Here is a 20,686-nt window from a genome sequence, read left to right as displayed (position 1 = left end):
GTCTACCTTTCTCTGTGCATCATTTGTTCGGCATAGCCAGCAAGCAGCTTCTTGCGCTCGGCAGGGAGATTGACGGCATCGAGATACTTCTTGCTCCGCTCGAAATAAGACTGTATCTTGTCGCGGGCAACCTGATCAATGCCCATCTCGTTATACAGATGCGTTACCGCGGCGATCTTTTCCCGGGCATCGAAGTCCTTGGCCGACACCCAACGCTCCAGTTCCTCATGCCGCGCGGCATCCGAACGATTGAAGGCATTGATCAACATATAGGTCTTCTTGTTACAAAGAATGTCTCCGCCGATAGCCTTCCCGAAGACGGCAGGATCGCCGTATACATCCAGATAGTCGTCTTGCAGCTGGAAAGCCAGGCCAATTTGCTCGCCAAAGCGATAGAGGTTCTCGGCATCCGCTTCTGGCGCATCTGCCAGAAGGGCGCCGATCTTGAGTGCGCAGGCCAGGAGGACGCTGGTCTTCAGGCGAATCATCTCGATGTATTCTTCTTCCCGGACATCGGTACGAGCCTCGAAATCCATGTCGTATTGCTGCCCCTCGCCTATCTCAAGGGCTGTCTCCGTGAAGCAGTCGATGACGGCCTTGAGCTTGTCTTGGCGACATGCCGCCATGCGCTGATAGGCCAGGACGAGCATCGAATCACCGCTCAGGATGGCTGTGTCGGCATTCCACTTCATGTGCACGGTCTCATGTCCGCGGCGCATCGGCGCATTGTCCATCAGGTCGTCGTGCAGGAGCGTATAGTTATGGTAGGTCTCCAAGGCACAGGCCGAGGAAAGAATGGTATCCGGATCGTCCTTGAAAAGATTGTAGGCCAACAGCATCAAGACAGGCCGGATGCGCTTTCCGCCCATGGAAAGGACATAACGGACAGGCTCATAGAGCGACTCGGGCTTGCGGTCGTAAGGCAAATTGTCCAAGTATTCATTGAAGCGATTCAATAATTCTTCTGGCGTAAACATAGTATGAAAGTGTTTTTAAATTGCGAAAATAATCGGAACGGCCATCATCGTGCGACAAGGCCTGTCGTTTTCCAGGCCCGGTTTCCATTTCGGCATGCGCATCATCACGCGCAAGGCCTCCTGGTCGAGATGAGAATCATTGGCCGACTGCTCAATCTTCAAGTCAGACACCGACCCGTTCTTGTTGATGACAAAGGAGACGACAACCTTCCCCTCTATATGCTTTTGCTGGGCCATGGGCGGATATTTCAGGTTTTGGGTGAGCCATTGGGTGAAGGCGGCCATACCTCCCGGGAACTCGGGAATCTGCTGCACGACACGGAAACTCAAGGGATCGTCGTTCTCCACCAATGGAACCGCAGGCACGGCTTCCTTCACCGTAGCCTCTTTTTTCAGCGCATCACCCTCCCCCGCCTCGATATCGCTCGTGTTGGGAGAAATCTTTTCTGCCTCGGCCAGCCTCATTTCAGCCTCCTTCACCTTCTCCGTTACCGCGGGGGGAGGCGGCTTCGGCGAGGCCACGGATATCATGTCGTCCTTGTCTTTCTTCAGTTTAAGCTCCAAATCCTCTATGAAGTCTTCGTCTACTTCCATCTCGGCATCTGCCTGTTTGGGACGAGTGGTGTATTCCATAGCCATAAAGAACAGCGAACAGGCAACTATCAAGCCCAAGAGGAAGCCCTGCCACCTCTTGTTCTCCAGATTCGCCTTGTTTGATTTCTTCAGTTCTGCCACACTAAAAAGATAGATTCCGCGTTATGAAAACGAATTCAATTACAAAAATAACGCAGATATTTGAAAAAAGGTGTAACTTTGCCGAATAATTAGGAAAATTAAATGAAAAAAAGCGTTTTTGCCCTCCTGTTAACCCTTTTTGCCACTTTTGCGGCAGCCCAGGAGAGTCAGACGGAGTATAACTTCCTGCGTCTGCCCGTGAGTGCGCATGCCGCGGCGCTGGGAGGGGACAATATAACGGTCATCGAGGACGACGAGGCCCTGATCTTCAACAATCCCGCCCTGCTGTCGTCGGTAAGCGACAAGACCGTCAACCTGAATTATATGAACTATATGAAAGGTGCGAATACGGCCAGTGCGGCATTCAACAAGACTATTCGCGACCGTGCCACCGTGGCCGTTTCGGCACAGTATATCAACTACGGAACCATGAAAGAAGTTGACGAGAACAATGTGCAGAGTGGTGAATTCAGCGCAAAGGACATCTCGATAGCAGGATATTTCAGTTATATGCTTGGCGATCGTGTAGCCGGAGGTATCGCGGCCAAGTTCATCACCTCATATATCGGCAGCTACAACTCCATCGCCATGGGCATAGATCTCGGCCTGAACTACTACGACCCGGATCGGGAATGGTCGCTGTCGCTGGTCGCGAAGAACCTCGGAGGCCAGCTCAAGGCCTATAACGACCGGTTTGAGAAGATGCCCATCGATGTCCAGGCCGGTGTGAGCAAGCGCCTCCTGCACACTCCCTTCCGCGTTTCGGCCTCGCTCATCGACCTCAACCATTGGGACTATCAGTTCCTCTATCACCTCGTGGCGGGCGTGGACCTCCTCCTCAGCGACAACATCTGGGTAGGCGGGGGATATAATTTCCGCCGCGCCAACGAGATGAAAATCCTCGGCAGCGACAGCACCAAGAGCAGCCACGGGGCAGGTCTCTCTTGCGGAGCGGGCATCAATCTCGACCGTTTCAAGATCAACCTGGCCTATGCCAAATATCATGTATCGAGCAATTCCTTCATCGTAAACTTAGCATATACACTTTAGAATCATGAGGAAAATCATCATCGCCATCGACGGTTTCTCATCGTGCGGCAAGAGCACGATGGCCAAAGACCTGGCCAAGGAAATCGGCTATATCTATGTAGACACAGGTGCCATGTATCGTGCGGTAACGCTCTATGCCCTCCGCAACGGCCTCTTCGATTCCGATGGCACGATCCGGGCCCGCGAATTGGAGAAGCAGATGCCCCGGATCAATATCAGTTTCAAGTTTAATCAGCAAACCGGACGCCCCGATACCTATTTAAATAATGAGCCTGTAGAGCAGGAAATCCGCTCCCTCAAAGTAAGCAACCATGTAAGTCCGATAGCCGCACTCCCCTTCGTCCGCAAGGCGCTCGTTGCCCGGCAACAGCAAATGGGCAGGGAAAAAGGCATCGTAATGGATGGAAGAGACATCGGCACCACCGTCTTTCCAGACGCAGAACTCAAGGTTTTCGTAACAGCGAGTGCCGAGGTCCGTGCCCGACGCCGCTTCGACGAGCTGAATGCCAAGGGCATGCCGGCCGACTTTGACGACATCCTGAAGAATGTGGAGGAACGCGACTATATAGATTCCCATCGTGAGATTTCACCTCTCAGGAAAGCCGGAGACGCCATCGAGCTCGATAACAGCCACATGACCATCGCAGAGCAAAAGGCCTGGCTAATGGAACAATATCAGGAGAAAATGCGGGAATAATCACCCCGCATACTAAAAAAAACTGTAAATTTATCGAATAAATTTTGGTCGAATCAAAATTATTTGTATCTTTGCAGCAGGAAATAGGAACTATTAAGTTTTTATTCCTATTAGTTTTATAGAAATAGAATTTAAGTAGCAACAAGATAAGAAATCGTAAAAGAGACTGAAATATCAGACAAAATATAGATTATAAATTTTGAGTTAATTACTGTTTTTTTTATGAGGGGCGCCATCGTGAGATGCCGTCCTTTTTCGTTGTTCCCACCTTGATCACGCCCCTGGCAAGTTTCCGGAAAGACGGCGCGCGGCATCCGGCCAGACAGAAAGCGACCCTTGGCAGGAGGACAGGCAGTTTGCGCTAAAATTACAAGCGGCGTGTAACGATGTTACAAGCAGCGTGTAATCCCATTACAAACAGCGTGTAATCCTCCCGAAAGCCACTACCGCCCAGTCGGCGAGATGTCAGCAGGTCCTGCGAAGATGGTTTGTTTTATCACTTTTCGTCCTCGTTTCTTGCCATTGTCGTCAGATTATCGTATATTTGCAGCATCACGGACAGAACCCCGTAGCAGAAAACGGGGGCGTGATTATAAACAAACAGCACTCCATCAACCAAAGACATCACCAATGAGAAAGAACACGCTGCCCAACATCCTGCTATCCCTCGTGATAGCGTCCGCGTCGATATCATGCTCCGAAGAAAGTGAAAACCGAGGAGAATCTGCCCCGCAACCCGAAACGGTACTGGCCCGCACTTACACGGACATGATCGACCAGCTGAACAAGGTGTTTGCCTGCGACCTCTATCTTGCGGCGGAAGGCAACCCCAACTTGCAGAAAGAGTATCTGGAAAAGTATTTCCGCAACACGGCTCCCATGATAGACAGAGAGAAGGGAACCATCACCACAAACCATTATTCAATGGGCATCGTCATCCATACGGGCAACAAACAACTCACTGCCGCGGACGCGGAATGGACCGTCAAGCTATCGGAAGAGAACCTTGCCTACACCCTGCGGCATGCCGGAGACAACCTCTATACCCTCAAAGGGCGGATGGCAACGCTGGTTCCGTCTATCTACACATCGCTCGAAAGCGACCTTGACCTGCGCATGAAAGTGGCTACCAAGGACGACATTCCCTATTATCCGTCGCACCAGAAGACACCCCAGCCACGCACCACTTGGGTCTATACACTCAACGGGAACAGCAGCACCACGGCCAGCGGTCCGAGATTAGGCTATGCGGCATGGGACTGCGCGATTGCCGACCTGAAGGCCTATGACCCGAAGATGCACTTCGGTTCCGAGCCGGTATTCCCCGCGGGAAGCTATTTTCACGGCGGCATCGTCAAGATGAAACTGCTGCGCTCGCTAAACGGGGAGACCGAAAGCGCCACGATCTCTTTCCCCTGACCCTTATCGACAGGTAAATCCGCCTAACAAGACAAGGAACTAAGGACATGGGTATACTGTTTGTCTTACTCTTCTGGATAATTATCCTCTCCGGCATCGCCTTGCTGGCAGGGCTCGTCGCGCTGCTCATCGCGGTCCTTGTCGCCCAGGGAGCGAACAAGGGAAGGAAGCTGCTCCTTGCCTTCTGCTCACCCGGCGTGGCGATTTTCAGCTATGCCGCCTGCAGCCTAATCTGCATGTCGGTCATAGCGATGGTGCTCCATATAGACCCGGGCATAGGCGACAGCTGGGTGGCCCCACTCAGATATGGCTATGAACTGAGCTCCGTCGACCTACCGGAATCGGCATCCGTTACAAAGGAAGACGGAGAGATCGTCCTGGACGGCATAGAAAGAGTGGAGTTGAGAGATGATTCCCTGATAGGCAGTAGATGGACCGGGAAGGATGGAAGATATTTCATTTTCAACCTGAAAACTGGGAATATACGCCGGTTCGACAACCTCTCCGAACTCTCAAAGAACCTTTCACCGGCAAAACCTAATCTCATCAGCAATGAAGACTTCTATTGGCAGACCCGCAAGTATGCCTATATCACGGCGGGAATACTATGCCTTTTGCTGACTTTCGGCGCGCTCTATGGCTTCTGGAAGGTCGGTTTGTCCATACCCGGCCTCAAGAACCAGAGAAGAAGGAGCCGACGGCAAGACCGGACAACTTAGCCCGCCCATGCGTCGCCCCCGGCAAAATCAAGTCTCCACACGGGCCAGAATATAGTCCCGGCACTGCTCCATGAGCCATTTCGGGGTGCTCGTGGCCCCACAAATGCCGATGGTCCGCACGCCGTCGAGCCACCGCATGTCAATCTCTCCGGGGCTTTCTATCTGATAGGAATTAGGGTTTACGCTACGACACTCATGAAAAAGCACCTTCCCGTTGGAGCTTTTCCGCCCGCTGACGAACAATACCAGATCGTGTCTTGCGGCAAACGAGGCGATGTTAGGCATCCTATTGGCCACCTGTCGGCAGATGGTGTCGAAACTCCGGAAGGTAGCCCCCCCGCGGATATGCGTCTGGATATACTCGATGATGCGGTGAAACTCGTCGAGCGACTTTGTGGTCTGTGAATAGAGATAGATGTCGCGGGAGAAGTCGAGGCCCTTCACATCCTCAAGGTTTTCCACCACGATGGCGCGCCCATGCGTCTGTCCCACCAGCCCCAGCACCTCGGCATGTCCCGTTTTGCCGAAGATCACGATCTGCGCCGGCTGGCTATTGTCGTTCTGACGCTTGATGCGCCGCTGCAACTGAAGCACTACGGGGCAGGTGGCGTCTATGATTTCGATGTTGTTCCTGCGAGCCAGCTCGTAGGTTTCGGGCGGTTCGCCGTGGGCTCGGAGCAACACCTTCACATCGTGCAGCTCCCGCATCTGGTCATGGTTGATGGTTACCAGTCCCTTGGAGTGCAGCCGCTCCACCTCCATACTATTGTGCACGATGTCGCCGAGACAATAAAGGGTTTTTCCCGCAGCAAGTTCTTCCTCGGCTTTCTTGATGGCCGTGGTTACCCCAAAGCAGAATCCACTGCCGCTGTCTATCTCTATCTGGATCATTCCACATGAATGGTTATCACCACCTTGGCATTGTCGGGGTCGTTGGTTATTATCAGGATGCGGGGCTTTGAGCGGGCCTTTTTCAGATGGCTGGCAATGGCCGTAACCTTCAATTTCGCTGTTTCACCCGGCTCAATCTTCTTATCACTCAACGAAACTTCAAGTCCCTCGGTGAACATTTGCAGGCTGCGGATCTCCAGAGTGGTACGACCCTTGTTCTCAATCTCTATCTCCCCTCTCCTCTTAGCCTTCCCGTTCAAGGCAAGGCTGAGCTCGCGGGCCGACAGAGCGAGCCTCGGCATGAATTCCCGCGTCGACTCATTGAAATTCTCAAAGCTGGGAAGCAGTACGGCCGAGAGCGTGATCTCCTTGTCTTCAGAGACCTTATCGCCCGGATAGGCACCTAAATAGACAGAGGTCTTATTCAATCCCAGGTTACGGATATGGTGCGAATCGAGGTAAAGGGTGATGACACCGGCATGCCCCGCGGCAATCCGCGACGGCGACACCTCTGCCTTCAGATAGGGCGGCATGTGCATCACCTGCGGCTCGGCGGTTTGCGACGACGAATTGAACACATGTATCCGCTTGATCGGACGATCGCCGCGGTTGACATCATCGAACTCGATATCGTTGACATCCGTGCTCAACTGCCCGAGCTTGAAGGGATAGTCGCCCGCATAGTCGACAACCTCGGTTACGACATGACCGCGCAAGGTGAGCAGCAACGGCTTGCTGCCCGCATTGCTGTAAACGGCTATGATCTTTTCGAAATGCCCCAACTGCTGGGCGTCGTAGGTGGCACTCACCTTGAAGCTCTCACCCTGCGGGATGGCGTTTCGCGGGTAAGAGGCCGTGGCACAACCGCAACTGGTCTTCACATCGCGGATGTAAAGCGGCCTGCCACCTTTGTTTTGCAGTTCAAACTCCACGCTTACAGGTCGCTGGAAGAGTATCTGCCCGCAGTCTATCACACTTTGCTTAGTCTCCACTTTCTGTGCCGGAGCCCCTAGGGAAGACAGCAGCAACAAAACTCCTAATATAATCTGTTTTCGCATATTCTATTTCACATTCATGTTCTTGGCAGCCTCCCGGGCCATGAACTCCGGACTGTAGGCACACTGCACGGTGCAAGTGCCGGTCTGGTAGTTCCCCTCACGGTCGATATAATACTCGGTCTCCACCACATGCTTACCCTTGGCAAGACGGTCGAAGTAATAGTTCGTGGCATTATCCTTCGGCGCGCAGTAGTAGCCCCAATGATAGCCGCTGATCTGTCCGACGGGTTCCATACATGCCGCACGCTTGTCCTGCACCTGCACGAAGTCATAGTCTCGGTCGGCGGTGATAGTGATGCGCACCTTCACCTTGTCTCCCACCTTGATTTGCCGCCCCTCGTTGAGAAGCTCACGCCTGACGGTCAGGCCGGCGGAAACATTCCGCACCTCGGCGGCCTTTTGCATGAACTGGGCATAGACGGCGCCCCAACTGGTATGGCCGGTGGTTTTTCGGGCCGTAAACTGCCGCAGGTCGGCTCCCTGATAACTGCCTTTCACATAGCCGATGGCAGCACTTCGGTGGTCGGCCGACAATTCCTTGCCATCCACTTCCAATACGGCCGGAGCGTCGTTTGCCGGCGTGAGCTTATCTGTCTGTCCGTCCAGGAAGGCATAGACGGCGTTGACGCTGTTGAGAGGAGTATCCCAACTCTGCGTGCGCTTTTCCTGCAAGAGCCACCGCTGCATCTCCTCGATGGTCTGCCTCTCGGTCGGCTGAAGCTGCTTCATTGCCTCGATGGCCGCCACCTGGGAAGGAATGCGGTAGTCGAACCAGCTGTATTGCGCCTTCGGAGTATCGAAATAGCGGCCCATCTCCTCCTTGTAAACGGTGTATTCCCTCAGACTTTGCAGGTATTCCAGCGCCTTGGAGGACTTGCCGTAGAGGCTTAGGATGACGGCACCGTTGGCCTTTCCGTAGATGGTATGCTCTGCCGGCTGCTTCACGAAGAGGTTCAGCAGATAGTCGATGTCGGCCGTCTTCTCCCTCCCGGCCAGCGCGTTGCAATAGAGATAGTCGCAGGCCAACTCACTGGGAACAAGGTTTTTCGCCCCTTTCTTCTCCTGTCTTTTCAGCTCGGCGACATAGGCGCTCATTCTCTTGTCCAAGAATCCGAAAGCCCGAGCCTGCATCCGGCGGGTCTGCTCCTGCTTGCCGATCATCCTGTCAAGGCGCGTGAGCATCTTCGTAACTGCCATTGTCATGTATGGGGAGCCCTGCATGCCCGGCCACCAAGAGAATGATCCGTCGAGTCGCTGCAGCTTCTTGAGGTCGTCGAGTATTTTGTTCAGACGCATGGAAATCGTGTTCTCGTCGAAGAAATTGATGAGTTGCCGCTTCTGTTCGTCCTCCTTCTCGGCATCCATGACCCACGGAGTCTCCTCGAGGAGCATCGACTTGAGATCCTGATTCTTCTCCAGACTGCTCATCAGGGCGGTCTCCTTGCCTTTTTCCTGCCGCCAAGGGTCGATCGTCCGCTTGATGACAGGGCTCTGGTGGAGCAGGTTTGAGGCTATGGAGTTGGCATAGTAGGCTGCCGTCAGCGAGATGGCGTTGCGCTCATCGACATCTCCCACATAGGGCAAAGCCTGCACCATCAGCCATGCGGGGTTGTCGGCATACTCCACGATGAGCCTGTTGTCGTCGCGTTTCACGGGGAAGAGCTTGCCGAGGTCTATCGTCTTGGTGCCCGCGCCGTTCTGCGTAAAGGGCACGGTATTCGTTACGAGTTCCATGTCCGGCAGTATCGGTAGGTAGTGCTGCTCGCCGTCGCTGTAGTTCTTCCCGCTTGCCATGATCCTGCAAACAAGCATCCTGTCGGCCGATTCGGGCTTATAGCCGAACCTCACGCTCGTCGTTCCGTTGGCGGGAATGCGGTATTTGGCAGTCTCCTCATAGACCACCTTCTGCGTCTCGGCGTCAAGGAGCTGCACCGTTGCCGTCCCTGAGACAGCCTCGGAGGTCGTGTTGAATATCCTGCTGCTGATGGTCGCCTTGTCGCCTACCCGCAGGAAGCGCGGCAGATTGGGCTGCACCATCACCGTCTTCTTGGCCACGGCCTCCCCCTCGAGGAATCCATAGTTCATCCGGCTGTCGTGGGCAAAGCCGATAAAGCGCCATGTGGTGATGCTCTCGGGCAGCGTGAACTTGATTTTCACATTGCCCTGGGCGTCGGTCTCAAGATTCGGATAGAAGAATGCCGTCTCGTTCAGGTTCTCGCGCACTTGGCCTACGGTCTGCTCCGAGGCTTTCCCGTCCACGCCGTTACGCTCCTTGTCCTGCGTGCCATAGCCGGCGACGGGACTTTCGTTCAAAGCGGTCTCTGCGGAAGAAGCTCCCAAGCCACGGACCACAACATCTGCCCGAATAGCCCCAGTGTGGGTCTTCTTGGCCATGGGCGCCATGAGAACCTCCTGGTTCAGACCTGCCAAAGCCACATCATTACGCACCGCAAATGAGGCCTCACCACATAGATAAGAAAGTTCCTGAAGATGTGAGAACCTCAGTTCTGTGGCCGCCAGCCAGTTCAGCGGTAACGCCGAACCGACAGAGACGGGGCTTCTGTAGCCCATCCGCCATGCCTCCTGGGGATAAGTGAAGAAGATAGAGGGATAGAAACTCCAGTTATGCTTGCGGATTTGATCAAGCGATTTGTCGAAGAGCGTGGCATAAAGCTGGGCCTTGGCGGCCTTGGCGCCCGGACGGGTGATATTCAGCGCCCACTCTTCCTGCTGCCCGGGCACGAGCTTGTCGCGGAAGGTGGTCCACTTCAAGAGGAGCCGCCTGTCGGGCAGCGGCTTGCGAATCTGCACATGATGGCGGTAGACAACGCCCTCTTTCACCCATGCGTAGTTGAGCGTGAGCCCGTTTTCATACTCAGGCTTATAAGTGAACGAGCGGGTATAGAGCTCTCCGTGCAGGTCGAGCGCTCCGTTTTCGAGGACCTTCTTGCCACAAAAGATTGTGTAGACCACATGCTGCACCGCGTCGGAAGAGCCCAGCTGGATGTATACGGGGCTGCCGTCGCGGGGAAACTCCTCGGCCGTTTGATAGAACCAGTCATGCGTTTCCTCCACGGCCTTCTTGTCTTGCAGGGAGAAGATGACAAAGTCTCGCTCGATCGTATCATTCCCGCACACGGCACGCAGATGGTGCTTGCCCGATTGCAGGGCCGCCACCTGCCGGCTGACATCCACTTCCTCATTGGCCTTGGCGGTATATGTCCGGTTGTCGATGGTGTAAGCCACCGTCCCGGGAATTTCCTTCCCGGCATTGTTAAGATAGCTGAAGGTGAGGGTGCGCAGGCTGTCCTTGAGTTCACGGACTGGCAGATTGGCGCTGAAGGCAGTAGCTCTTGAGCCGAGCGGCAGCCTTGCCACGCCGTCATGCGACTCCCCGGTGAGATCGGTTACGGTAGCTTCTACGGATATATTGCAGAAGATCGGCGTTCCATCGTGTCGTTGCGGCAATACCATAGGGACGCGAATCTTGAATTCCCCCTTGTCGTCGGTAACCGCGGTATCCCGCTTGAGCACCCCGAAATCCCCGTCGTTTTCACGCCAATAGCGCCACCAGAACGAGTGGGTTCGCGATATCTGATAGGCCACCTTGGCACCCTGCACGGGCATGCCCGCATAGCTTCGCGCCTTTCCCTTCAGCGTGATGGTGTCGCCGGCTTCATATTTCTCTTTATAGGCGTCAAACTCCACCTCGAAGGTGGGACGCTTATACTCCTCCACGCTAAAGTATACGGCTCCATTCTCCGTCCGCACCGAGAACCGTCCCGTCAGTCTGCCGGCGGGCAGGATGAAGTCGGCAGAGGCCGAGCCAAACTCATCGGTGGTAACTTCTTTCCGCTCCACCTCCTTATGATTGGCATCGTAGAGGGTCAGGGTGTATGGCTTATGCCGAAGCACATTCAGCTCCGCATGTCCCGACCTGTTATAGGCCACCATGGCCACATGCACCGTCTGTCCGGGCCGATACAGCGCACGGTCGGAATAGAGTTTAGCAAAATTCGATGAGCCTGTGGCATCAAAGTAGTTGAAGGTTGAACGAAACGACTGCCTCGGGCCATATCGGTCTTCGTCCTTGAAAGCACGGATATAAGGATAATCCGGTTTCTGGAAGAGATATTCGCCGTTTGCGTCGGTCGTAACATCCATCCTCGTCTTTGCTCGCGGATTGTTCAATGTCAACTGGGCATGAGGAACAGGCTCTCCGGTAGTGGCATTCAGCACGGCTACGCGCACTGACTGGTCAGGCAACCGGGTCCAGACAGGCAACAAATTGCTTACCCTGACGAGCATTCTGTCGGGCTTCACGCTCTTGTTGTCGACCTGAAACTCAAGGATATAGGCACCTAAAGGCAGTCCCTTGAGCGTGATGGAGTCCTTCATCTCTTCATAGGCAGGGTGCCCGGCAAAACTCTTCGTCTGTACGGCATCGGCCACAAGCTTGCCTTCCGCCGCCAAGCGGGCCAACACTTTCTCATCAACGATATTGCCGGGAGTTACGGATTTCGCATTCACGCGATACACCTTCATGGTGAGTTCACGGATGTTGCGGGCGAGATCGATTTCCAACTGCTGTTCCCGGCCCGGCAGCAAGAGCGTCTTCCTGACATTGACGGAGAACTCCGGCTGCGTGAGCTGGCTCAGGTTGTTCCGCAAGATATTCGCGCGGGGATAGTCCTTCCATTTCCTGATGGCCTCGTTGAGATAGTCGAAGCGCGCCTTGTTGGCTGCCGTGCTGCCGTCCGCCATGAGGTCGTAACGAGCGATTGCCACCTCGCAGGCTATCGGCAAGTCGCCGTAAAGACGGAGGAGAGAGTCGAGAGAAGCCATCCTCCGCTTGTCGGTCTTGGCCTCCCGCTCGTCGAGTTTCAGGGCCGTATAACAGGCCGCGGGGCGATTGCCCTTGGCCTCATAGTACTTATGGAGCACGGCATAGGCCTCGGTCTCGAAACCGATGACATGCAGCAAGTCGTGATGGAAGATCTTGCTGTCTACGCCCACCTCCACCAGCGGCGAATAGGCCAGGTCCTGAATGGCCGCCAGCGCGTCGGGATTCTCCATGGCACGGGCATAGTATTCATCGCGCCGGACTTCCCGCTCCTCATTCTCGTAGTCGTCCTCATACATCTTCCCGATGGCCACATCGTAGACCGCCTTCAGCGCCTTGTCGGTCGTCTTCTGCTCCAGAGCCTCCAGACGGGCCCTCGCCGGCTGGAGGGAATCTCCCGAAATGGCAGCCTGAAGGCTGACGGTGAGCAGCTGGGCTTTCACCAGATGACCGTAGGCTTTCTCTCGCGTTGCCATCCGGGAAATTTTCTCCAGCACCTGAAGTCCGGTCTTCGGCAGGTCTTTCTCTCGTGTCTGCTCAAACTGTTTCCACAACTGAGTATAGTTATCCGCGTTCATTGACAAGGGCAACATGCATAGCAGCATGGCCATTAAACCGACTATATGTTTCATATCTCTATCTTTTTAAGATTTAATTCTTAAACGCCGACCCAGGCAAAAACTTGCTTCTGGAGAAGCGATTATTACGCAAAGATAACAAAAAAACAATGAATCTGAAACGGGCTCCGGATAAAAAGTCATGCTTTTAGACTTTTTTCACTCCCCAACTGATGGCTGGCAGCCTGACGAAATCGGCGAGATTGTACGACGAAATCGGCGAAATTGTAGGACAAAATCGCCGATTTCGTCAGACGGGAGGCCGTCTCCCGCATCCTTCATCCTATCCACATTGGAAGAAGCGAGCCACAAGTTGTCCCACCTTCTCCTTGTCGTTCGCAATCTCAGCCCTTAGGGTTCTGTCTCCGAAAGACTTGAGTTGGCGCCCAATAGCATCAATCATCGACTTGCTGAAGACACCATATTCCTCATAGATAGTACGCTGTTTCTCAAGACATTCGGCAGAAGCCCAGCAACTGTCGGGCAGCGACGCGAGTCTGGAAAACTTCTCAGAAAGCCGCTCGTCGTGGATATTTCCGTCGACGAAAGTCCGCTCCGCCACCTCGAGGGCATCCGGCATCTCGAATCCATGACGGATGGCGACGCAGAGGCTCGCGATGAACTGATAGACATCGGCACTTCCGTCGCCGCTGCGAATCTCGAAAGTCTGCTTGCCGGAGATGTCAAGGTCAGCACCCGACAAGGGGTCCTGCGGATTGGCCTCGGCACTCATGTTCACGCCGGCCGTCCACCCCAGCGGCACGCGCACCAGTGCCGAGCGGTTGCTCACGCCCCAGCAGACATTCGTGGGAGCCTCCTGGTGAGGAACCAGACGGAAATAGGAAGTAGGATTCTTGTTGCCGAAAGCCGTGATAGACGGGGCAAGATCCATCAGCCCGGCTATTCCCCGGCGGGCCTCGTCGGTGAGGCTGCCATCGGGACGGGTCATCACGCTGCGGCCGTCCTTCATCAGTCGCATGTGGATATGCAGGCCCGAGCCGGCCTCGCCCACGGTGATCTTGGGAGCAAAGGTTACATCCAGCCCCTCACGATAGGCCTCATTGCGAATCACCCACTTGGCTATGAGCAACTGGTCGGCCGCCTCCAGGCAAGGCACGGGCAGAAACTCTATCTCGTTCTGCTCATAGGTAAGGCCGTCCAGAGTGAAGTTGCCCACCTCGGAATGCCCATACTTAATCTGCCCGCCGCACCGCGCCACGATGTCCATGCAGCGTGCACGGAAGTCGTTGGTCTTCGCATAGGGCATCGACTCATGATAGCCGTGCTGGTCAAGGGCGGGATAGACCGCTTCGGCGGGCCGTATGACATAGTATTCCAATTCGCCCATGGCGTCAAACTCAATGCCTGTCTTTTCCAGAAGGAGTTGCTGCGCTTTCTTCAGGGTCTTTTCAGGAGAATTGGCCAAGGGCTTCCCGTTGCGGTCATAAAACTCACAGAGCAAGTCTAAAGTGGGGATTTCGGCAAAGGGGTCGACGAATGCCGTGGAGTAGCGAGGCACCACATAGAGGTCGCTGCTGGCGGCTTCTATGAAGTCGAAGAGGCTCGACCCGTCCACACGCTCTCCGCAGGAGAGGATCGTACTGAGGTAATCAAGATCATTGATCACGAAGTTCAGGGTCTTCAACTTCCCGTCTCCGCCCGGATACATGAAGTTGACCATGCGAATGTCGTTGGCCTGGATAAAGCTGATAATGTCGTCCTTAGTGAACTCGCGAGGCTCTTTCCGCAGGAAAGCGACCACCCTGTTGGGGCACATCTGTAGTTTGGGATTTTCCATAAAACTGTTATTGTTTAGGTTTTCGTTTATTTCAAGTCATGCGCCGTGTCGGGAGCCGGAGGGCAAGGCGCGGCAGGCTGCCGCTTCACCACCATCGTGCGCTGCAGGACGAACAGGGTTGCGAGCACGAGGAGAAACACCGCCGTCTTCGCCATCATCCATTCCGCAGTATCCCCGATGACAAGGTTGACAAGCCCGGAAACAATACCCAGGGAGAAAAGGACAAGCGGCAGGATGCCCAGCCAGCGGAGCCAGCCCCGGTAGCGAACGCAGAAGACGATGCCGACGGCCAGCATGACGAGGGTGTAGACCACGCCCACCACTTGGCGGACGATGTTGAGCGTGGGGTCGAAAGAAGGTATGTTGCCTAACGCGAAGAGTCCTATCCTCACGACAATCCACACATAGAGCAGCCAGTAGACAGACTCCCCGCATTTCCTCAGGTGGCGGGCAAGATTAAAAGCAAGCGCCGCCTCACAAACGGCGAAGAGGATTCCGAAGACTCCGAGATAGTAGACCTTTGCCAAGAGGAGCGACATTGCGCCGCCATGAGTAAGGTTTACGATGTCGGTCATATACCGGTCAAGCAGCAGGCTGACCGCTCCGACGAGCAGAAACATCACATTCCATACATCACAAGCCCTGGAAACTTCCACTGAACTGCGCTTCATTGTTTATAAATTAGCCTCATTGTTTCCGCAAAAATACAAAATATTCTGAAACGAGATACCCTTTTGAGCAAAAAAAATTGCGGCGATGGGGCAAAGTTTCCGATGTTTAAGGGTGCGGGGGCATCGCCTTCTCCTATTTTTTATTATCTTTGCAACATCCGGCGGCAGTATCTCACGCCTTGAAATGAGAGCCCGATTTTCGACTTTCCCGACCGTCCGTCGTATCATTAAATAGAGGAAACCAAGCGAGAATGAATCAAGTAGAGCTGGCACAAATCATAGGAGCATGCCGAAAAGGCGACACAAAAGCCTTCCGGACACTGGTCCGCGACTATCAGGAAATGGTATTCTCTGTCAGCCTGAAGATGCTCTGCGATGAGGACGAAGCCAAGGACGCCGTACAGGAAACGCTCCTGCGCGTATGGAGGAGCATCGGCAACTACTCGTCCGAGAAAGCCAAATTCGCCACCTGGATATATGCCATCGCCACCCGCGTCTGCCTCGACAGGATGAAACACAGACGCCGACGGGTGGCCTTTCCGGAGGAAGAACGGTTGCTCCGGCAACTCATCGACAACGACGAAGAACGCCATCTGGAGAACCGGGAATGGGCGAGCGTCGTCAGGGTGCTATCCTCCCACCTGGGCAGGAAGCAGCAAATCGTCTTCACGCTGAGCATGCTCGAAGGTTTAGACAACGAGGAAATCGGGCGGATTACGGGGCTGACAGCCGAGAAAATCAAAAGCAACCTGTATGTCGCCAGGCAGAAAATCAAGAAACAACTAAAGCTCTTAGGCTATGGAAAAGAATGACAATACACTCAACAAGCTGATCGAAAACCTGCGGCGACACGACCCGATGCTGGAAGAACCCGGGCTGATGACCGACCTCATCATGCACAGAGTGCGCACCTCCAACCGCAAAGAGACCCTTATCGGGGCACTGCGCCGACTGTCGGTCGCGGCCTCCGTAATCGCTATCCTCGGCTTCGCCTGGCTCCAGTCGACGGCCACGGTCTGCCCCAAGACCGACCCCGCCATTCTCGCCTATCAGGAACAGGCTCGCAAAAAGAAGCCCGCGCCGACGGAAAAGGACTTATTCAAAAGCTACCTACAGAAGAAGATAGGTGGCAAAACCATCTATTCAGTCTTAAAACAAAAGCTCCATGAAAACGAGAATTAAACTCCTCGCGCTCCTCGCGACAAGCATATTGGCCGGCTCCTGTGGAAAGCAGGACAGCACCATGCGCACCATCGTCAGACCCGACGGCTCCTGCACCCGGACCATCGAGATACAACTCGACACGGCCCTGTTGGCGAATGGCTGGCCGGACTTCGACATGATAGCCTTTCAATTTGACCAAAACTGGACCCTGAACTGGACCGACAAGGGTTCAAAAGACAGGCGCCCGTTCCCCGTGAGGCATGCCCGGACGGACAGCATCGTCATCATCGCCTCCTCTGAATGGGACAAGGTGGAAGATATGGCACGGCACACCCTTTTCGTGCCAGGCTCCAAAACCATCACGCCCAAGGCCGAGTTCAGGCGCTCCTTCAAGTGGTTCTATACCGATTATACCTATCAAGAGACTTATCCGAAGGTGAGTTTGCCGTTCAAGATTCCGCTGGAGAAGTATCTCTCAACGGCCGAAATCGGCTATTGGTTCGGCGGTGAGCCCAATCTCGGACAAGGTCTGTCGGGGATGGAGACCGACGACCTGATGGACGGCATCAAGGAGAAATACGGCAAATGGCTCGTGGCCAACTGGGTGGAGGGGCTCTGCGGCATCATTGAAGACAACTACTCCTCCATCAAGAACGCGCCCGTAGGCAGACAGGAGTTTACCGCCAAAAGGCAGATCCTGATTCAGGAGGCCTGCAGGCGCAGCCGCTCCATCATCGAAAAAGTGGACGAGCAGGCCGTCGGCGACATCTTCCACAAGGTTTTCCGGTCGACCGCCTACGACAGAATATTGAACGACGACAGCAAGACTGCCGCCTTGGAACGGACCTTCTCGGCATTTGACGCCCTCGTCCATACCACCGTCGACTATCAGATTCTCATGCCCGGCAGCGACGGAGAAGAGGGAAAAGCCAGCGGAGGAGCATTCTTCCAGTACCGCCTCACCGGCTCCCGCCTCCTCGCCGGAGAGTATATCATCGACCCGTATGTAAGGGTCAAGAACCTGTGGGCATTCCTTCTTACCGCCCTCATCATGCTCTTAGCCGTCCTGCTGGTCTGTAGGAAATGGAAACATTCACGCTGAGACAACATCGCATCACTGCCATTCCGTCGACAGAAAATGACAAAATGTCATAATCCAAAGATCGGAATGCTCTTTGATAGGTGATTGTCGAGTAAATCATCAGATAAGACAAGCGGAGTCTTCCGGCCTTTTGCTTACGGGAAAAGGCGGCAGCAAGCTCCGATAAAATAAAAGAAAGGAGAAAAAAGTAATGACATTAGACAAATTCACCATCAAGGCGCAGGAGGCCGTGCAAGAAGCAGTCAACACCGCGCAACTGGCCCAGAACCAGGCCATAGAACCTATACACCTGCTTCAGGGAGTCGTTGCCAAAGGCAAGGATGTAGTGAACTACATCTTCCAGAAACTCGGAATCAACGCCCCGCAGATAGAGACGCTTGTGCAGGGGGAAATCGCCCACCTGCCTAAAGTACAGGGCGGACAGCCCTATTTCTCGAATACGGCGAACCAGGTGCTCACCCGCACGCAGGACATCTCCCAGAAATTGGGCGATGAATTCGTGTCCGTAGAACCCATGCTGATGGCCCTGCTCGAGGTAGACAGCACCGCCGCACGCATCTTGAGAGACGCGGGGTGCACAAAAGAAGGGCTCAGGAAGGCCGTGGCAGAACTCCGTCAGGGACAGAAAGTGCAGTCGGCGTCGGGCGACGAGAACTATCAGGCCCTCGACAAATATGCCAAGAATCTCGTGCAGGACGCGCAGTCGGGCAAGCTCGACCCCGTCATCGGCCGCGACGAGGAGATTCGCCGTGTGCTGCAGATATTGTCGCGGCGCACCAAGAACAACCCGATCCTGATTGGTGAACCCGGCACCGGGAAGACCGCTATTGCAGAAGGACTCGCCCAGAGAATCGTTCGCGGCGATGTACCGGAGAACCTGAAGAACAAGCAGCTCTACTCGCTCGACATGGGCGCGCTGGTTGCGGGCGCCAAGTACAAGGGCGAGTTTGAGGAACGGCTGAAGTCGGTCATCAAGGAGGTTACCCATGCCGACGGCAACATCATCCTATTCATCGACGAGATTCACACGCTCGTAGGAGCCGGCGGAGGCGAGGGAGCCATGGACGCGGCCAACATCCTCAAGCCGGCCTTGGCACGCGGAGAGCTGCGGGCGATAGGCGCCACGACGCTCAACGAGTATCAGAAGTACTTCGAGAAGGACAAGGCCCTCGAGCGCAGGTTCCAGACCGTGATGGTGGACGAGCCTTCCGAGGCCGACGCCATCTCCATCCTGCGGGGCCTGAAGGAGCGTTACGAGAACCACCACAAGGTGCGCATACAAGACGACGCATGCATCGCGGCCGTCAAACTGTCGGAGCGATACATCTCAGACCGGTTCCTTCCCGACAAGGCCATCGACCTGATGGACGAGGCGGCGGCAAAGCTCCGCATGGAGAGAGACTCCGTTCCCGAGGAGCTCGACGAGCTGGAACGCAGGCTCAAGCAGCTCGAGATCGAGCGCGAGGCCATCAAGCGTGAGAACGACACCGACAAAATCCGGCAGCTCGACAAGGAAATAGCCGAGCTGCAAGACAAGGACAAGGACTTCCGCGCCAAGTGGGAGTCGGAGAAGGGCTTGGTAAACAAGATCCAGCAAGACAAGCAGGAGATGGAAAACCTGAAGTTCGAGGCGGAGCGCGCGGAGCGCGAAGGCAACTATGAGCGCGTGGCCGAGATCCGCTATGGCAAGCTCAAGGCCCTTCAGGACGATATAGACAACATCCAGATACAGCTCAAGGCCACGCAAGGGGGCGAGGGAATGGTGCGCGAGGAGGTAACGGCCGACGACATCGCCGAGGTGGTGAGCCGCTGGACAGGCATCCCCGTTGCCCGCATGATGCAGAGCGAGCGCGAGAAGCTGCTCCATCTGGAGGAAGAACTCCACAAGCGCGTCGTCGGACAGGAGGAAGCCATTCGGGCCGTGGCAGACGCCGTGCGCCGCTCACGGGCCGGCCTGCAAGACCCCAAGCGACCCATCGCGTCGTTCATCTTCATGGGCACCACGGGCGTCGGCAAGACCGAACTGGCCAAGGCCTTGGCAGAATATCTCTTCAACGACGAGAACATGATGACCCGTATCGACATGAGCGAGTATCAGGAGAAGTTCAGCGTATCGCGCCTGATCGGCGCCCCTCCGGGCTATGTGGGCTACGATGAGGGCGGCCAGCTGACGGAGGCCGTCCGCCGGAAGCCCTACTCCGTGGTGCTCTTCGACGAGATCGAGAAGGCGCATCCCGATGTTTTCAACATCCTGCTGCAGGTGCTCGACGACGGCAGACTTACCGACAACAAGGGCCGTGTGGTGAATTTCAAGAACACCATCATCATCATGACCTCCAACCTCGGCAGCCAGCTCATCCGCGAACGGCTGGAAGAGGCGGGCGGCGTACTCGGCAAAAGCGAGCTGCAAAGCCTCAGCCAGCAGCTCTTCGGGATGCTGAAGCAGACCATCCGGCCGGAGTTCCTGAACCGCATCGACGACACCATCATGTTCCTGCCGCTGTCCAAGCAGGAGATCGCAAAGGTGGTGGAGCTCCAGATGAACCGCGTAAGGCAGATGCTCGAGTCGCAGGGCTTCACGCTCCGGTGGACTCCTGCCGCCATCGACTATCTGGCGCAGGTGGGCTACGACCCGGAGTTCGGCGCCCGACCAGTGAAGCGTGCCATCCAAGACCATGTGCTGAACGAGCTCTCCAGGAAGCTTCTGGCCGAACAGGTGTTGCGCGAAAAGCCCATCGTCGTCGACGCCAACGCGGCCGGACTGCAGTTCCGCAACTAATCAGCAGCCGCTCCCCTCGACCCGAAAAGCTGGCGAGGGGAGCCTTGCCTTTTGTCAAGAGGAGCCTTTACGGCACCCTTCAGGCAAGTTACAGACAGCGTGTAACAGTGTTACAAACGGCGTGTAATCGCATTACAAGCAGCGTGTAATTCCATCGGTAACGACT

15 protein-coding genes are annotated in these 20,686 nt (G+C 55.2%); 8 read left to right on the top strand and 7 right to left on the bottom strand.

Translation table 11 applies throughout. The features are described from left to right. Window positions 1-2: 2 nt before the first annotated feature. Window positions 3-977 (bottom strand): polyprenyl synthetase family protein, encoded by a 975-nt coding sequence (locus tag C7120_RS02910; RefSeq protein WP_107620275.1) that lies wholly within the window; start codon window positions 975-977, stop codon window positions 3-5. Between the two features lie 15 nt (window positions 978-992). After that, window positions 993-1,712, bottom strand: coding sequence for an energy transducer TonB (locus C7120_RS02905; RefSeq protein ID WP_233247001.1), 720 nt, complete (start codon window positions 1,710-1,712; stop codon window positions 993-995). A 102-nt stretch (window positions 1,713-1,814) separates the two neighbouring features. Here C7120_RS02905 and porQ point away from each other — a divergent pair, with 102 nt between their 5' ends. The 4 genes from porQ to C7120_RS02885 all read left to right on the top strand — a co-directional run bounded on the left by porQ (window position 1,815) and on the right by C7120_RS02885 (window position 5,597). Continuing rightward, window positions 1,815-2,762 (top strand): type IX secretion system protein PorQ, encoded by a 948-nt coding sequence (porQ, locus tag C7120_RS02900; protein WP_107620274.1) that lies wholly within the window; start codon window positions 1,815-1,817, stop codon window positions 2,760-2,762. Window positions 2,763-2,766: 4 nt separating this feature from the next. Next, the gene (cmk, locus tag C7120_RS02895; protein WP_107620273.1) at window positions 2,767-3,459 is read left to right on the top strand and encodes a (d)CMP kinase; all 693 of its coding nucleotides are present in this window, start codon (window positions 2,767-2,769) and stop codon (window positions 3,457-3,459) included. Between the two features lie 630 nt (window positions 3,460-4,089). Next, window positions 4,090-4,878: a hypothetical protein gene (locus tag C7120_RS02890; RefSeq protein ID WP_107620272.1), complete on the top strand. Its 789-nt coding sequence runs from the start codon at window positions 4,090-4,092 to the stop codon at window positions 4,876-4,878. 47 nt (window positions 4,879-4,925) lie between these two features. Next, window positions 4,926-5,597, top strand: a complete 672-nt coding sequence (locus tag C7120_RS02885) for a hypothetical protein (RefSeq protein WP_107620271.1) — start codon at window positions 4,926-4,928, stop codon at window positions 5,595-5,597. Window positions 5,598-5,624: 27 nt separating this feature from the next. Here C7120_RS02885 and C7120_RS02880 read toward each other — a convergent pair whose 3' ends face one another. The 5 genes from C7120_RS02880 to C7120_RS02860 all read right to left on the bottom strand — a co-directional run bounded on the left by C7120_RS02880 (window position 5,625) and on the right by C7120_RS02860 (window position 15,475). Then, complete coding sequence (locus C7120_RS02880; protein ID WP_107620270.1) at window positions 5,625-6,488, bottom strand: 4-hydroxy-3-methylbut-2-enyl diphosphate reductase; 864 nt, start codon at window positions 6,486-6,488, stop codon at window positions 5,625-5,627. Continuing rightward, a complete protein-coding gene (locus tag C7120_RS02875; protein WP_107620269.1) occupies window positions 6,485-7,546 on the bottom strand; it encodes a DUF1573 domain-containing protein in 1,062 nt (353 codons plus the stop codon). The genes C7120_RS02880 and C7120_RS02875 overlap by 4 nt, the downstream gene beginning before the upstream one ends. A 3-nt stretch (window positions 7,547-7,549) precedes the next feature. After that, window positions 7,550-13,021 (bottom strand): alpha-2-macroglobulin family protein, encoded by a 5,472-nt coding sequence (locus tag C7120_RS02870; RefSeq protein WP_107620268.1) that lies wholly within the window; start codon window positions 13,019-13,021, stop codon window positions 7,550-7,552. Between the two features lie 268 nt (window positions 13,022-13,289). Then, window positions 13,290-14,804 (bottom strand): glutamine synthetase family protein, encoded by a 1,515-nt coding sequence (locus tag C7120_RS02865; protein WP_107620267.1) that lies wholly within the window; start codon window positions 14,802-14,804, stop codon window positions 13,290-13,292. Window positions 14,805-14,830: 26 nt separating this feature from the next. Continuing rightward, window positions 14,831-15,475: a hypothetical protein gene (locus tag C7120_RS02860; RefSeq protein WP_107620266.1), complete on the bottom strand. Its 645-nt coding sequence runs from the start codon at window positions 15,473-15,475 to the stop codon at window positions 14,831-14,833. A gap of 251 nt (window positions 15,476-15,726) precedes the next feature. Here C7120_RS02860 and C7120_RS02855 point away from each other — a divergent pair, with 251 nt between their 5' ends. From C7120_RS02855 to clpB, 4 genes are all read left to right on the top strand, one after another. Continuing rightward, entirely contained in the window at window positions 15,727-16,287 is a 561-nt protein-coding gene (locus C7120_RS02855) for an RNA polymerase sigma factor (RefSeq protein WP_107620265.1), read from the top strand. After that, entirely contained in the window at window positions 16,274-16,657 is a 384-nt protein-coding gene (locus C7120_RS02850; RefSeq protein WP_107620264.1) for a hypothetical protein, read from the top strand. Before C7120_RS02855 ends, C7120_RS02850 begins: the two co-directional genes overlap by 14 nt. Then, on the top strand, window positions 16,641-17,741 hold the full coding sequence (locus tag C7120_RS02845) for a hypothetical protein (protein ID WP_107620263.1): 1,101 nt from the start codon (window positions 16,641-16,643) through the stop codon (window positions 17,739-17,741). Before C7120_RS02850 ends, C7120_RS02845 begins: the two co-directional genes overlap by 17 nt. Before the next feature lie 190 nt (window positions 17,742-17,931). Continuing rightward, window positions 17,932-20,520 (top strand): ATP-dependent chaperone ClpB, encoded by a 2,589-nt coding sequence (gene clpB / locus C7120_RS02840; RefSeq protein ID WP_107620262.1) that lies wholly within the window; start codon window positions 17,932-17,934, stop codon window positions 20,518-20,520. Window positions 20,521-20,686 lie beyond the last annotated feature (166 nt).

Source organism: Prevotella sp. oral taxon 376 (genome assembly GCF_003043945.1).
GTDB lineage: Bacteria > Bacteroidota > Bacteroidia > Bacteroidales > Bacteroidaceae > Prevotella.
The sequence above is the reverse complement of the archived record's forward strand: the minus strand, read 5'-3'. Positions and strand labels throughout refer to the sequence as shown.

What these genes read in the sequence shown, in the direction of transcription:
- C7120_RS02885 (WP_107620271.1), top strand. Translation starts at nt 4,926, where the DNA reads ATGGGTATACTGTTTGTCTTACTCTTCTGGATAATTATCCTCTCCGGC.
- porQ (WP_107620274.1), top strand. Translation starts at nt 1,815, where the DNA reads ATGAAAAAAAGCGTTTTTGCCCTCCTGTTAACCCTTTTTGCCACTTTT.
- C7120_RS02860 (WP_107620266.1), bottom strand. Translation starts at nt 15,475, where the DNA reads ATGAAGCGCAGTTCAGTGGAAGTTTCCAGGGCTTGTGATGTATGGAAT.
- C7120_RS02880 (WP_107620270.1), bottom strand. Translation starts at nt 6,488, where the DNA reads ATGATCCAGATAGAGATAGACAGCGGCAGTGGATTCTGCTTTGGGGTA.
- C7120_RS02850 (WP_107620264.1), top strand. Translation starts at nt 16,274, where the DNA reads ATGGAAAAGAATGACAATACACTCAACAAGCTGATCGAAAACCTGCGG.
- clpB (WP_107620262.1), top strand. Translation starts at nt 17,932, where the DNA reads ATGACATTAGACAAATTCACCATCAAGGCGCAGGAGGCCGTGCAAGAA.
- C7120_RS02845 (WP_107620263.1), top strand. Translation starts at nt 16,641, where the DNA reads ATGAAAACGAGAATTAAACTCCTCGCGCTCCTCGCGACAAGCATATTG.
- C7120_RS02890 (WP_107620272.1), top strand. Translation starts at nt 4,090, where the DNA reads ATGAGAAAGAACACGCTGCCCAACATCCTGCTATCCCTCGTGATAGCG.
- C7120_RS02855 (WP_107620265.1), top strand. Translation starts at nt 15,727, where the DNA reads ATGAATCAAGTAGAGCTGGCACAAATCATAGGAGCATGCCGAAAAGGC.
- C7120_RS02870 (WP_107620268.1), bottom strand. Translation starts at nt 13,021, where the DNA reads ATGAAACATATAGTCGGTTTAATGGCCATGCTGCTATGCATGTTGCCC.
- cmk (WP_107620273.1), top strand. Translation starts at nt 2,767, where the DNA reads ATGAGGAAAATCATCATCGCCATCGACGGTTTCTCATCGTGCGGCAAG.
- C7120_RS02865 (WP_107620267.1), bottom strand. Translation starts at nt 14,804, where the DNA reads ATGGAAAATCCCAAACTACAGATGTGCCCCAACAGGGTGGTCGCTTTC.
- C7120_RS02875 (WP_107620269.1), bottom strand. Translation starts at nt 7,546, where the DNA reads ATGCGAAAACAGATTATATTAGGAGTTTTGTTGCTGCTGTCTTCCCTA.
- C7120_RS02910 (WP_107620275.1), bottom strand. Translation starts at nt 977, where the DNA reads ATGTTTACGCCAGAAGAATTATTGAATCGCTTCAATGAATACTTGGAC.